Genomic DNA, 13,830 nt, shown 5'->3' with positions numbered 1-13,830 from the left:
TATTGCCTCCCATTTCCTCGGCTGAGCTGCTGATTATCCCTGGAATAGCTCCAGTTTCTCACCTGAGGGACCTCTAAAGAAAAAATTATAGCGTCCTCCTTCCATCTCACGAGGTTCTTCATCAATACATTCTACATGGTGATCCTTCAACCAGGCTACCGCCTGAAAGATATCTTTTACTCCCAGTGCCAGATGGTTGACCACGCCATCTCCGAATTTCCTTTGGTCATTGATTTCAATCAGCTCAACAACGGTTTCCCCGTGCTTCATAAAAACAAGCTCCACATCCCCGGGTTTTATCCGCTCGATGAGTTCAAAGCCAAGCACCTCAGAATAAAAGGCAACAGCCTGATCCATATCGATTGTTTTAATCCCAATATGAGCTAAACCTTGGAACAATTTCTTCTCGCTCAATTCAATACCTCCACTATTTAAACTGCCACTTATAGAGCCTTATTGGTGACGATGGGCTGCTTCCCAGTCGAGAAGCCGCACTTTATGATCAAGACCACTGGCATATCCCACCAAATCGCCCTTTTTACCTACTACCCGATGACAGGGTATGATGATGGCTATGGGATTCTTGTTATTCGCCAAACCTACGGCCCTTTGGCCTTTAGGGTTGCCAATATTTTGAGCAATCTCGCCATAACTGCGAGTTTCCCCATAGGGTATTCTGCACAGCTCTTCCCATACTTTAAGTTGAAAATCTGTTCCCCTGGGGTCCAAGGGAAGATTAAAATCTTGGCGGATACCTGAAAAATATTCTTCCAACTGCTCCATAACCTTTTGATTAGGCAGAGCACGAGGAATAACCAATGCTCCAGGCATACGCTTCCGCGCCCACGCTCTTACTTCACCTTCCTCTTTTTCCGGAGTCCCTAAACCTACCCAGCAAAGGCCTTTCTGAGAACTGGCCACGCTGATACTCCAGGTGAAATCTGCTTGCTCATATTCTCTGGCAGAGAAAGCAATTATCTCTTTTCCTAATAATACAGAGACCGGAAAATGGTAATATTCCCCTTCCAAATAGATTTCAGCCATCTCTTGATCCTGAATAAGTATCTTATGCAATTCCTCCCCAATCTCCCACCGTTCATTGGCTGAGGGACAGGCTTTCATCAAAGAAAAAATCCAGACCGCCAGCCCTCTCTGGTTGGCATCCCGGGCTTCGAGAAAAGGATACACCCTCTCCATTAAGGGGTCCACCACTTCGGGAGCATTAATGGAGAGGTTAAGCACCCCCCAAAGAACCCCTTCCTGCAAGCTTTCATCTTCCAAAAGATTAGCAAACATCCAGTTAAAGTGACCGCACTCCTTAGGGTTAGAGGCCATGATACTGCCAATCGCCTCAGCCGCATTCCAAGCATTGCCACCGGATTCTTCATTCAAAGACCAAAAATACCGGCGTACCAGTTCCACAGAAGAATCCTTCTTCTGTTTCTCATCCAAAGCGGAAGCAACCCCCAGTGCTTCTACTGCACGCCAAAAAACCAATCCATCCTTTATATAAATCCTGTTTACTAAGGTACGAATTGCTTTTTTACTGCTGACACGAACCAACTTCTCCAAGTCCTGCCAATTTCGTTCCCGTAAGATTTTTTCCATCATCTCCATCATTTCACCCACTTTTCCGATACTCGACCTATTTATTAATCATCCTCTAAAAGTGGAATTTTTTCAATAGCAAAATAAAGCTAGCGGAGATTTCCGCTAGCTTTATAGCTTCGTCAGATTGAAAACACTCATCCTTAGTCCTTAATCTCTTTAACCTTAGCCCAAAAATTAGACTCAACCAATACTTCTCCCCCGATACCAAAGTTGCTGTACTCATGCTCATCGAGAACAACAGTAAAGGAGGCCATTGGCAATCCTGTTGCTTGAGAGGCTGCTTGGGATATTCCATGAATTAGACTTCGCTTCTGATCCATAGTAAGTACAGGACCATCAAAGTGAATCATTGGCATAAAAATGACACCTCCAAAAAGCTTCTTAATACATCTATTAAACTTCCCGAATTATCACCGAAACATGTAAAAATAAAGAAGGAAAATTTTAATGAATGGAGAATAACCATGATAAAGGAATGGATTAATAAGGCCATGGAGGTCTTGCCGTTACAATGGTATCTCCATGGCTTTTTAGCACTCTTTTCGCATTAACATATACAGCACGGAAGGATTGGGCTTTAAAATAGTTTAGGTAGGTTACTCATGATAAGGAGGAATGGCAATGTGTGAAGCAAATGCTTATTTGAAAGATGGTGTTGAAGAAGTTCTATTTATGGAAGCGGTGGATATTATCGAACCTCATGACGAAGGGCTGAAGCTCGTCGATATTTACGGCAAGCAAAAGTTTATCAGAGCGAGTATAAAGGATATGAATTTGCTCAATCATCGCATTGTGCTTGAGAAAGGTTGATATGTATGAACATTGATTTGAAACCCATTGGGACCATTCATACTCCCTATATACCAACACTTCCGATTCCTGAGCAACCTGTGCAGGACGCTCCCGGGGAATTCTGGATTTCCCTTAACCCTGAGTATGTCGAGGGATTGAGCGAGCTTTCATCTTATCGCTACATTACACTGCTTTTTTATCTTGACAAGGTATCTGAAAAGAGTTTAAAAGTTAACCCGTCTATCGCACCTGAATTGGAGGTGGGGATTTTTGCCAGCCGCTCTCCCCGCCGCCCCAACCCTCTCGGCTTAAGTGTGGTGGAGCTTAGAGGAATTGAAGGAAACGAGATCCTCATTTCCAGCATTGATGCCTATAATGCTACACCTTTATTGGATATTAAACCCTATATTAAGTCCATTGATATAAAGGCTGATGCCAATGATGGCTGGATGGATGCCCTTCCCGACAAGGAGCACCTCCTGGCGCATTTCCTGGGCCTTCCCCACGACCATGAGCACGGACACTCTCACGACCATGCCCATGAACACTCTCACGACCATCCCCATGAACACTCTCACGACCATAACCATGAACACTCTCATGACCATCCCCATGAACACTCTCATGACCATCCCCATGAACACTCTCATGACCATGCCCATGAGCATTCCCACGACCATCCCCATGAACACTCTCATGACCATGCCCATGAACACTCTCATGACCATGCCCATGAACACTCTCATGACCATTCCCACGACCATGCCCATAAGCACTCTCATGACCATGCCCATGAACACTCTCACGACCATAACCATTAATCTAAAACAATGCTCCCTGGAGAATCAGGCTTACCTCTTCTCAGGGAGCATTTTCATAGTGCAATACATACCCATTATTCAAAGCCGCTAACCTCCCGCCAATCGCGGTCCAGTGTGAGTTTAGTGCACCGGTTTTTCCTGTCCCGCTACATTAGGGGTAGGGGCTTTGGGCTGAGTGTACTGAGGATTATTACGCCTGCTGTCATCATAGCCAGGACCCATTTCTCCCTTGCCGCCTGCGCTACGATCCTGACCATATCCCGCTGGCCCACCGTACTTTTCATTGGGATTCTCTTCATATTGGATGCCATTGCCTTGATTCCATGGACCACGGGAATCCCCTGCACCGGTGGATAGATTCATATACTTCTTCGTAAACTCGGTATCTCTGAAATTCGCGTCTACCCCAGTTCCTTTAAGGGTTTCGATAGCCTGCAGGAAAGAGAAGTTATGGGCTTCTTCCCGGCTGAGGAGAAATCGCACCATATCTTTTACGCCGGCGTCATCGGTTTGCTGGAGTAACCGCTCATAAATGAGTTTCGCCCGCAGTTCAGCCGATGCATTAGAGGCTAGATCCGCATAGATGTCACCGGTGGTCTCTATATAGCTTGCGCTCCAAGGAATACCCATAGCGTTAGTCAAGATCGGACCGCCTGTTAAGATCGCCATATGAATCGCCGGAAAATCACGAGATACTTTATCCGTCGGACCAAGCAGCATGGCAATGCATTCTCCCACCATTTCAAAATGGCTCAGTTCTTCTGCGGCGATATCCTGCAGCATATCCCGAATCTTCGGATCGTTGCAGCCAACAGCTTGAGTGAAATATTGCATCGCTGCTTTTAATTCTCCATGGGGGCCACCAAACTGTTCAAGCAGAAGATTGGCAAAACGAGGATCGGGGCGATCGACACGGACAGTATATTCCATGTCTTTAATATGTTTAAACATACGAACCCTCCTTTAATTTGGCTATAATTAGTCAAATTTATTATCCTCAAAAGGGGAGAAACTATGCGAATAAAAATGCCCAACAGACAATGCTCTAATCTGTTGGGCTATCTTTTTCAAAATCTTCAATTTGGTGCTTAGCTCAATTAAATTTTGAATCGGGCAATTTCCAGACTTAATTTTCCGGCCAGCTGCTCAAGCTCTTCTGCCGTTTTGACTACATTACTAAAGGCACCGGCTGTTTGCTCCATGGATGCACTCACTTCTTCTGATGCGGCAGCGGTTTCCTCGGTTACTGCGGAGATATTCTGAATTACATCGACAACTTGATTGGAATCCGTGGTCATTTCTTGAATCAAAGCCGTAGTATGAGCGATTTTTTCTCTAATCCCATCCATCGCTTGAGATATCTCAGCAAAGGATTGGTTGACATCCGCCACGGATTGCACAGTGGCTGCGGAGTGATTCTTCACTTCTTTCATCACGCCCACCGCATGATAGCTCTCCCGCTGAATATCTTCCACAATCCCCTGAATCCCTTGGACCGATTGGGCAGATTGCTCAGCAAGCTTACGGATCTCATCTGCCACCACGGAGAATCCCCGACCGGCCTCTCCGGCTCGGGCAGCTTCAATGGAAGCATTTAAAGCCAAGAGATTGGTTTGCTCTGCAATATTTGTAATTGCAGCAAGAATACTGCCAATAGCTTGGGATTTACCATCAAGATTACGGATCACTTCACTGATTTGATCAACAGCTAAGCTGCTGTCTTCCGTCTTTACACGCAAATGCTCAACCGACTGCAGCCCTCGCTCATTGGCCTGTTTTGCATCCATGGAGGAGTTAACCATTTCCACCGAGTTCGCCCCGAGGGTTTGAATTTTTGTGGCAAGTGCCGTAACCATTCGGGTACCTTTTTCCGCCTGAACCGCTTGTTCGGAAGCACCGCCGGCAATCTGAGCTGCCGTGGCATTGATCTCTTCACTGGATGCCATCGTCTCCTCGGCACTGGCTGCCAACGTTTCAGCAGAAGTATTCATCTCTTCAGCAACATGCTTAATATTTCCGATCAGACCCGCCAACTGGATAACCATTTGATTTAAGGTGTTGGTCAAGACACCGGTTTCATCCCGGGACAGGGCCTTGGCTCGAACTGTGAAATCTCCGGAACCAATTTTCTCGCTATAGGCAAACAAGGCTTTAATGGCTTTAGTAAAGCCACGGGTGGCAAATATTCCAAAAACTATAGCTAATGCGGCAAAAACTACACAATAGATAATAGTGTTTCTGAGGATTTGGAAGACCGCTTCATTGATCTCGTTATATCCCAATACGCCAACGAATTTCCACTGGGTCTTGGGGTAAGTAGCAAAGACACTGAATTGTTCTTCTCCACCATATGTATAATCGACAATTCCTTGTTCCTGAACCACGGCCTTCTTAAGTTCTTCCACAGGGATCTCTTCCCCAATCAGGGTAGGGTCAGGATGCGTCATAATTTTGCCGCTTTGATCCAAAAGGAAGATATAGCCCTGACGGCCAATTTTCATATCCCCAACTAAAACACTCAACGTATCGAGTGCAATATCAACGCCCACCACCCCGATTACTTCCTTTGTGGATGGGTCCAGGACAGGTTTGGCCGCTGACACCACTAACCTTTTTGTCGCTGTATCCACATAGGGTTCGGTCCAAATAAGCTGCCCGCTGTTTGCCGCCTGCCGGTACCAATCCGTGGCCGTTGGATCAAAACCCGGAGGTAACTCTGCCGCGGGGTACACAATCATGTCCGTACTCTTTGTTCCTAAATAAATATTCAAGATGTCAGGGTTACTTTCTTTATAAAGTTGGAAGCTCTGCAAAGCCTCCTCACTTTCCCCCTGCAAGGCGGCAATCAGGATACCTTCTTCCATTCCCAACCGTTTAAGATTTTGTTCATATCCTTCAAGATACAATGTCGTGGAATCTTGTATACGCTGCATGGATTGTTCTGCTGTATTCTTAAGCTCATTTTCCAGCGCATTATTCGCTCCCCTGTAGCTAAAGTACCCCAGCAACGCTGTAGGGATCAGGGCTGCAAAAAGTATGACTGCCGTTATCTTTTGTCTAATCGAGAAAACCATTCTTTTACCCCTCTCAGAAACATAAATTTTTTCCTTTTTCAACGAATTATACATATCTTTAAATAAATCGGCAATATATGTCGAAAATAAAAGGCAATATTTTGTGAAGCGCTAAAAGTCTATTCGAGAGCAGTGGTTCCTTCGGGATACTCTTGTCGGAAGGAAGGCTATAGGAGTACTTCTATGGATTTTCCAGAAAAAATTTCTTCTGAAATTATTATTTTTAACGCCTGCTCCTATCTTGTGTTTTGCAATGAGATATGCTATTTTTATGAATAAGGCATTTTCGAGAGTTAAGACGCTCAATAGAGATTTTCTTGCGCAAGAGAGTCCAATGGGGGTCTTTTTCTGTTTAGTCGTAATAAGGAGAGGATAAAGAGATGGATTTCTTCGGTAAAAATGTATTTAATGACGCCGTGATGCGTGAGAGATTACCCAAAAATACCTATAAGGCACTCCACAAAACCATTGATGAAGGCCTTCCCCTGCAATTAGAAGTGGCCGAAGTAGTAGCTAACGCTATGAAGGATTGGGCAATTGAAAATGGGGCAACCCATTATACTCACTGGTTCCAGCCCATGACCGGTTTTACCGCGGAAAAACACGACTCATTTATTTCCCCCACCAGTGACGGCAAAGTAATTATGGAGTTTTCCGGTAAAGAGCTGATCAAAGGTGAACCTGATGCTTCCTCCTTCCCTAACGGCGGAATCCGTTCCACCTTTGAAGCCAGAGGGTATACTGCCTGGGATTGCACTTCACCGGCCTTTTTACGAGAGGATGCAGGCAAAGTTATCCTTTGCATTCCTACCGCTTTCTGTTCCTATACCGGGGAGGCCTTAGATAAAAAAACCCCCCTCCTCCGTTCCATGGAAACCATCTCTAAACAAGCCCTGCGTATCCTGCGCTTATTCGGCAACACCACAGCCAAACGGGTTACTCCTACAGTCGGTGCCGAACAAGAGTACTTTCTCATCGAAAAAAAATACCATCAAAAACGTCTGGATCTCATGCTTACAGGCCGAACCCTATTCGGTGTTCTTCCTCCCAAAGGTCAGGAAATGGAAGACCATTATTTCGGCATCATCAATGAGCGCGTTACCGCTTTTATGCAGGAAGTCAATATCGAGCTCTGGAAGCTGGGTGTCCTGGCCAAAACCCAACATAAAGAAGCAGCACCCGGCCAATATGAGATTGCTCCTATATTCACCAGTACAAATATTGCCACAGACCATAATCAAATCATCATGGATACTTTGCACAAAGTAGCTAACCGCCATGGCCTGGCCTGTCTTCTTCATGAAAAACCCTTTGCCGGTGTCAACGGTTCAGGCAAACACAACAACTGGTCTTTAAGCACCGATGAAGGAGTTAATCTGCTGGAGCCCGGTAAGACACCCCATGAAAACGCACAGTTCCTGACCTTTATTTGTGCCGTCATCAAGGCTGTGGATGAATATGCCGACCTTTTGCGGGCATCCGCAGCCAACTCTGGCAATGATCATCGTCTGGGAGCCAATGAAGCTCCCCCCGCCATCATTTCCATTTTCCTTGGTGATGAATTATCCGACATTATCGAGCAGCTTAAAAACGGCAAACCCAATTCATCCAAACAGGGCGGCGAACTGACCATTGGCGTATCCACCTTGCCGTCCCTGCCCAAGGATTCTACAGACCGCAACCGGACCTCTCCCTTTGCCTTTACCGGCAATAAATTTGAATTCCGTATGGTTCCCTCTTCCCTTTCCATTGCCGGTCCTAATGTAGTGATCAACACTATCGTCGCTGAAGTGCTCTCGCGAATGGCTGACCGTTTGGAAAAAGCCGAGGATTTCCATGGAGAGCTTCAAGCTATCCTTCAAGAAATCGCCATCCATCATTCCCGTGTCATCTTTGATGGCAACGGTTACTCTGAAGAATGGGTTAAGGAGGCCGCAGGGCGGGGGCTGCCCAATCTCTCTTCCACAGTGGAAGCCATTTCCGCCCTGATCAGTGAAAAAACCATTGAACTCTTTAAACATCACGGCGTCTTCAGTGCCACCGAACTCCACTCCCGTTATGAAATTTATTTGGAACAATACTCCAAAACCATCAATATTGAAGCCCTGACCATGGTGGATGTTGCCAAGCGCCAAATTCTCCCCGCCGTCATGCGTTATTCCACAGAACTGGCTCATTCTATCAATACCATCCGCACAGCGGACCCTGAAGCAGAGGTACTGGCCCAAAGGTCTTTACTCAACGAAATATCCCCTTTGCTCAAGGAACTCAGTTTTAAAACCAAAGCTCTTCAAGATGCAACCTGTGCAGCAAAACAGCTTCACGGAGACGCCTATAAGCAAGGCATCTATTACCGGGACGTGGTCTTTAAAGCCATGAATGAACTGCGCCAGACAGCTGACCAACTGGAAGTACTTGTGGACTATGACATGTGGCCCTTGCCTTCCTACACTAAAATGCTGTTTAGACTATAGCAAATCTCACCTTACCCTTTGTTTAGCCGGTTAATCACCGGCTTTTTTCTTTTTGGGATGTTTTCTAGGAGGATTCACATGTTAATGCTATAATAGTGGCGAATTGTAATCATTCACCTTGGTCAAAATCAGAGTTGGAAAGGGTGACGGCTATGGAATCCCTGGAATTTATCGTACGCATCGACTTTATTGATCGCCCGGGTCTTGGTTATGATATATTTCTGCGTTTTGAAGATCATAACGCTGATAAAATCGTCATGGAAGTCACCCATGGGCACCACATGATGATTAAATTCCGTTGCTCCCATCAGGAAAAATTGGCTACTCTCATTCAGGACCTTCTCACCGTTCGAGGTGTCGTATCCGTGAAGCTGGCCGATTACATGCCTTATGAGAAGCGCGAGCAGGAATTAAAAACGATTCTCGATTTAGTAAGCGAAGGCATTATCGCGGTTAATACCAACCATGAAGTAACTCATATTAATGAGGTTGCGGCACGGATCTTTCATACCACTCCGGAGAAAGCTCTAAACCAGGATGCTGAACTTTTGTTTGAAGCAAATGCTCCGATTTTTGAAACCCTGAAAACAGGAATCCCTTATAGCCTAAAAGAACGTAAAATCCGCAGAAATCAGAAATTAATTCATTTCTTGACCAGTGGCGTCCCCATCTTCAACAAAAAAGGACAAATCATTGGCGGAGTCATGACCATCAAGGATTTTCGTCAAGTGGAAGAGCTCCTTTCCAAAGTCGAACGCAAGCCCCAATCCATATCTTTTGACACTATCATCTATGAGAGCCGGCGGATGAGAGAGCTCATTGAGACTGCTAAAACAGTAGCACGGGGGACTTCAACCATATTGCTGCGGGGGGAAAGCGGCACAGGAAAGGAATTGTTCGCCAAAGCTATTCATGCCGAAAGCCCGCGTTCCCAACAAGCCTTCATCCCTATTAATTGTGCGGCTTTACCGGATACCTTATTGGAGAGCGAACTCTTTGGTTACGAGGAAGGCTCCTTTACCGGAGCAACTAAAGGGGGCAAAAAAGGGCTTTTCGAGCAAGCCCACGGGGGCACCCTTTTCCTCGATGAGATCGGGGAAATCACGCCTCAGGTTCAGGTGCGCTTGCTTAGAGTATTGCAGGAAGGAACGATTCGCCGTGTCGGAGGTTCAAAAGAAATTCCTGTGGATGTACGAATCATTGCCGCCACTCACCGCAATCTCGAGGAATTAATTGATAAAGGACAATTCAGAGAAGACCTTTACTATCGTCTCAATGTGATTCCCCTGCATATTCCCTCACTGCGGGAGAGACCTGAAGATATCCCTTTAATCGCCCAAGTCTTAACCCGAAAGATTGCCAGAAAGCTTGGCAAATCCGAAGTGCACCTCACCAAGGAAAGCACGGATTTGCTCATGGCTCAGAAGTGGCCCGGCAATGTTCGTCAACTGGAGAATCTCCTGGAGAGAATCATTAATTTAAATTCGAACTCAGAGATCAAGCCCGATTCCTTCTATGAGTGGGCAGACTTGGCTCCGGCGATTCCTGTGTCTGAATCCGAAAGCACAGCTCATCAACTTATCATTCCTTTTGGCGAACCCTGGCCTCCCCTTAAAGACATTGTTGCTCAAGTGGAACGTCAAGTTTTACTTAAGGTGCTGGCGGAACATCCCTCTTCGCGTAAGGCGGGTAAAATACTGGGCGTTTCCAATACAACCATTTTAAATAAAATGAATTCCTATGGACTTGGCAAGATGGATGAACCCGAGGGATAATTTAAAGGAATAAGTAGAATGTGCAAAATTTTTTCACCATGTGATAAAAAAAGTTGTCAACTTTTCTTATCACATTTTTATTTTAGATATGTTTGTCCTTATTCTCTTGCAACGATTCGACAGTTACCCTATAAAATACAAGAAAATATCCTAAAATATTTAATAGTTTTGCAATTATTTTTGGCATGGGATTTGCATTATCATAAAGCACGCACTATTCAATTACATTATCGGGAGGAGAAATTTTATGAGCAACCAAGAAAACGGTATGCACCGCGGTCTAAAAAACCGGCATATCCAAATGATCGCTCTAGGAGGAGCGATTGGCACAGGTCTTTTTTACGGTTCTGCTGCAACGATTGAACTGGCCGGTCCCGCAATCACATTTTCCTATCTTATTGGTGGATTAGTTATCTTTTTCATCATGAGAATGTTAGGGGAAATGGCCGTTGATGAACCTGTTTCCGGATCGTTCAGTCACTTTGCCTATAAGTATTGGGGGGAATTTCCCGGATTTCTTTCAGGTTGGAATTATTGGTTCAATTATATCGTCGTAAGCATGGCTGAATTGACTGCCGTCGGGATCTATATCAATTTCTGGTTCCCTGACATTCCTCACTGGCTAACTGCCCTGGTATGCCTCGTCCTCATTACTCTGCTTAACCTTATTAGTGTCGGCACCTTTGGTGAATTTGAATTCTGGTTTGCGATTGTTAAAGTTGTGGCAATTATCGGCATGATTGTCTTCGGATTATTTCTTATCTTCTCTGGAATCAACGGTGAAGCTACAGGATTTGATAACCTTTGGATTCACGGCGGGTTTATTCCCAACGGCATGATTGGCATTTTGCTCTCTTTGGTACCTGTCATGTTCAGCTTTGGCGGAATTGAGCTCATTGGCATCACGGCCGGTGAAGCTGATAACCCGAAAAAATCCATTCCTAAAGCCATCAACCAAGTTATGTGGAGAATTCTTATTTTCTATGTGGGAGCCTTATCTGTCCTGATGGTTCTTTATCCCTGGAATCAAGTGGGTGCTGACGGAAGTCCCTTCGTTATGATCTTCTCGAAAATTGGCATTCCCGCGGCTGCCACCATCCTCAATGTCGTTGTTCTGACCGCTGCCCTTTCCGTGTACAACAGCGGCGTCTACAGCAATGGACGCATGCTGTACAGCCTGGCTATGCAAGGCAATGCTCCGAAGCTTTTTACCAAATTAAACAAACGGGGTATTCCTGTCGCCGGAGTGCTGGTCTCTTCGGGAATTACCTTAGTCGGTGTTATTCTCAACTTCCTGTTGCCCGGCAAAATCTTTACGTATCTCATGGCTGTAGCGATCATTGCCGCAGTTATTACCTGGACTACAATTATTATCGTAAACCTTAAATTCCGCAAGGCAAAAATTGCTCAGGGTGAAGGCGATGCTCTTCACTTTAAGACTCCCCTACACCCTTACACAAACTATTTTTGCGCCGCCTTCCTTGTAATGATTGTCATCCTTATGGCGTTTACTGAAAGCATGAAAATGGCTGTATGGGTGCTTCCCATTTGGTTGCTCATCCTCTGGATCAGCTTCAAAATCAAAAAATCAAGAGAAAGCAAATAAAAACCTTAGCATTGGCATGAATCTTGCATAAAAACTAAGACAGAACTCTGTTCCAATTACTATGCCAAATACCGACCGCTCATCATTTCGATAACCGGGGTATGAATAAAAATTAAATGGAGGTATTTGTTATGGCAATCAAGTATGTACCCGAACCGTTTCGTATTAAGGTGGTAGAACCCTTGCGGATGCTTACCCAAGAAGAAAGAGAAGAGAAAATCGCCAAGGCTAATTACAACCTTTTCAACTTAAAAGGAGAGGATTGCTACATCGATTTGCTAACTGACTCCGGAACCAATGCTATGAGCCAGGAGCAGTGGGCTGGTGTGATGAGAGGCGATGAGGCCTACGCTGGAGCTTCCAGCTACTTTAAACTCATGGAAGCGGGCAAGGATATTTTTGGCTTTGGCTATATCCAGCCTGTTCACCAAGGTCGGGCAGCAGAGAAAGTTGTCTTCCCCTTATTGCTCAGCGAAGGTAAATTTGCAATTTCCAATATGTTTTTTGATACCACTCGCGCTCATGTCATCTTGTCTGGTGCCAGACCTATTGACTGCGTAGTAGAAGAAGCCAAAGATCCATCAAAACGCGCTCCCTTTAAAGGAAATATGGACGTTGCCAAGATGGAAGAAGTGATCAAGGAAAAGGGTCCGGAAAACATTGGTTTGGTTGTCATGACCATCACCAACAACTCTGCCGGCGGACAACCCGTCTCCATGAAAAATCTTCGTGAAGTTTCTGCTTTAGCTAAAAAATATGGTATTCCTATGTGCATCGACGCAGCCCGCTATGCGGAAAATGCTCACTTCATCAAACGGGATGAATCAGAATACAAGGACGTATCCATTAAAGACATTGTTCGTGAAATGTTCAGCTATGGTGAGCTCTTCACTATGTCAGCTAAGAAAGACACTATCGTCAATATGGGCGGCCTCCTTGGTGTTAAAGATGCCGATTCGCCGCTGGTCTTAAAAATCAAAGCTAATTGCATTAGCTATGAAGGCTTCTTCACTTATGGCGGTCTTTCCGGTCGCGATATGGAAGCACTGGCCATCGGTCTCTACGAAGGAATCGATGAAAACTATCTCCGTTACCGGATTGGTCAAATGGAATACCTGGCAGCTCGCTTAGATGATGCCGGTATTGCCTATCAGTCCCCGGTCGGCGGCCACGGCGTGTTTGTAGATGCTGCTGCGATGTTCCCCCATATTCCTTACTATGAGTTTCCTGCTCAAGTTCTTTGCGTGGAGCTTTATAAAGAAGCCGGCATTCGGACTTGTGACATTGGTTCCTATATGCTGGGCAACGACCCGGATACCGGAGAACAGTTAAAGGCCGACTTTGAATTCAGCCGCCTTGCCATACCGCGCCGCGTTTACACCCAAGCCCATCTTGACATTATGGCTGATGCCTTGATAGAAATTAAGAATCGGGCCAACACCATTAAGCGCGGATATAAAATCACTTGGGAACCCCCCATTCTGCGTCACTTCCAGGCATCACTGGCACCCATCGAATAATATTACTGAGCGGGAAGCCCGGAAACCCCATTGTAGATAGGGCACCGGGCTTCCCTCATTTTTATTGACAAACAGTGATGCAAAAACATTCAGGCCGTTTTGAGACATCCATCTTTGATTAGTGTTATAATAAACTCACTATCAACATAAGCCTTTT

At 45.4% G+C, this 13,830-nt stretch carries 10 protein-coding genes and 1 pseudogene; 6 read left to right on the top strand and 5 right to left on the bottom strand.

Annotation, left to right across the window (positions count from 1 at the left end; translation table 11 throughout):
• Nucleotides 1–33: 33 nt before the first annotated feature.
• The 3 genes from BUA14_RS07475 to BUA14_RS07465 form a co-directional block, all read right to left on the bottom strand.
• Nucleotides 34–414 carry a VOC family protein gene (locus BUA14_RS07475; RefSeq protein ID WP_072772021.1) on the bottom strand — a complete coding sequence of 127 codons (381 nt, stop codon included), beginning with the start codon at nt 412–414 and terminating at the stop codon, nt 34–36.
• 39 nt (nt 415–453) lie between these two features.
• Complete coding sequence (locus tag BUA14_RS07470; RefSeq protein WP_072772020.1) at nt 454–1,617, bottom strand: DVU0298 family protein; 1,164 nt, start codon at nt 1,615–1,617, stop codon at nt 454–456.
• 134 nt (nt 1,618–1,751) lie between these two features.
• Complete coding sequence (locus BUA14_RS07465; protein WP_005817453.1) at nt 1,752–1,967, bottom strand: tautomerase family protein; 216 nt, start codon at nt 1,965–1,967, stop codon at nt 1,752–1,754.
• 265 nt (nt 1,968–2,232) lie between these two features.
• On the opposite strand from BUA14_RS07465, the gene BUA14_RS07460 reads away from it, so the two are divergent.
• Together BUA14_RS07460 and tsaA are read left to right on the top strand one after the other, a co-directional pair.
• Nucleotides 2,233–2,421 carry a CooT family nickel-binding protein gene (locus tag BUA14_RS07460; protein WP_015943365.1) on the top strand — a complete coding sequence of 63 codons (189 nt, stop codon included), beginning with the start codon at nt 2,233–2,235 and terminating at the stop codon, nt 2,419–2,421.
• 5 nt (nt 2,422–2,426) lie between these two features.
• Nucleotides 2,427–3,041, top strand: a pseudogene (tsaA, locus tag BUA14_RS07455) (tRNA (N6-threonylcarbamoyladenosine(37)-N6)-methyltransferase TrmO); the annotation flags it as partial.
• 303 nt (nt 3,042–3,344) lie between these two features.
• On the opposite strand, the gene BUA14_RS07450 reads toward tsaA, so the two are convergent.
• Nucleotides 3,345–4,175, bottom strand: coding sequence for a manganese catalase family protein (locus BUA14_RS07450; protein ID WP_072772019.1), 831 nt, complete (start codon nt 4,173–4,175; stop codon nt 3,345–3,347).
• 146 nt (nt 4,176–4,321) lie between these two features.
• Nucleotides 4,322–6,298 carry a methyl-accepting chemotaxis protein gene (locus BUA14_RS07445; protein WP_072772018.1) on the bottom strand — a complete coding sequence of 659 codons (1,977 nt, stop codon included), beginning with the start codon at nt 6,296–6,298 and terminating at the stop codon, nt 4,322–4,324.
• A gap of 380 nt (nt 6,299–6,678) precedes the next feature.
• Between BUA14_RS07445 and BUA14_RS07440 the strand changes: the two genes are divergently transcribed.
• The 4 genes from BUA14_RS07440 (at nt 6,679) to BUA14_RS07425 (ending at nt 13,673) form a co-directional block, all read left to right on the top strand.
• Nucleotides 6,679–8,772: a glutamine synthetase III family protein gene (locus BUA14_RS07440; RefSeq protein WP_072772017.1), complete on the top strand. Its 2,094-nt coding sequence runs from the start codon at nt 6,679–6,681 to the stop codon at nt 8,770–8,772.
• 152 nt (nt 8,773–8,924) lie between these two features.
• Nucleotides 8,925–10,547 carry a sigma 54-interacting transcriptional regulator gene (locus tag BUA14_RS07435; RefSeq protein WP_072772016.1) on the top strand — a complete coding sequence of 541 codons (1,623 nt, stop codon included), beginning with the start codon at nt 8,925–8,927 and terminating at the stop codon, nt 10,545–10,547.
• A gap of 247 nt (nt 10,548–10,794) precedes the next feature.
• On the top strand, nt 10,795–12,153 hold the full coding sequence (locus BUA14_RS07430) for an amino acid permease (RefSeq protein WP_072772015.1): 1,359 nt from the start codon (nt 10,795–10,797) through the stop codon (nt 12,151–12,153).
• 131 nt (nt 12,154–12,284) lie between these two features.
• Nucleotides 12,285–13,673: a tryptophanase gene (locus BUA14_RS07425; protein ID WP_072772014.1), complete on the top strand. Its 1,389-nt coding sequence runs from the start codon at nt 12,285–12,287 to the stop codon at nt 13,671–13,673.
• Nucleotides 13,674–13,830: the final 157 nt, after the last annotated feature.

Source organism: Desulfitobacterium chlororespirans DSM 11544 (genome assembly GCF_900143285.1).
Taxonomy (GTDB): domain Bacteria; phylum Bacillota; class Desulfitobacteriia; order Desulfitobacteriales; family Desulfitobacteriaceae; genus Desulfitobacterium; species Desulfitobacterium chlororespirans.
Note: the sequence above shows the minus strand (reverse complement) of the source record. Positions and strands in the feature narration are given on the sequence as shown.

Bases quoted from the DNA above. Each gene is read 5' to 3' on its own strand.
- BUA14_RS07470 (WP_072772020.1), bottom strand. From the start codon at position 1,617: ATGGAGATGATGGAAAAAATCTTACGGGAACGAAATTGGCAGGACTTG.
- BUA14_RS07465 (WP_005817453.1), bottom strand. From the start codon at position 1,967: ATGCCAATGATTCACTTTGATGGTCCTGTACTTACTATGGATCAGAAG.
- BUA14_RS07460 (WP_015943365.1), top strand. From the start codon at position 2,233: ATGTGTGAAGCAAATGCTTATTTGAAAGATGGTGTTGAAGAAGTTCTA.
- BUA14_RS07450 (WP_072772019.1), bottom strand. From the start codon at position 4,175: ATGTTTAAACATATTAAAGACATGGAATATACTGTCCGTGTCGATCGC.
- BUA14_RS07445 (WP_072772018.1), bottom strand. From the start codon at position 6,298: ATGGTTTTCTCGATTAGACAAAAGATAACGGCAGTCATACTTTTTGCA.
- BUA14_RS07440 (WP_072772017.1), top strand. From the start codon at position 6,679: ATGGATTTCTTCGGTAAAAATGTATTTAATGACGCCGTGATGCGTGAG.
- BUA14_RS07435 (WP_072772016.1), top strand. From the start codon at position 8,925: ATGGAATCCCTGGAATTTATCGTACGCATCGACTTTATTGATCGCCCG.
- BUA14_RS07430 (WP_072772015.1), top strand. From the start codon at position 10,795: ATGAGCAACCAAGAAAACGGTATGCACCGCGGTCTAAAAAACCGGCAT.
- BUA14_RS07425 (WP_072772014.1), top strand. From the start codon at position 12,285: ATGGCAATCAAGTATGTACCCGAACCGTTTCGTATTAAGGTGGTAGAA.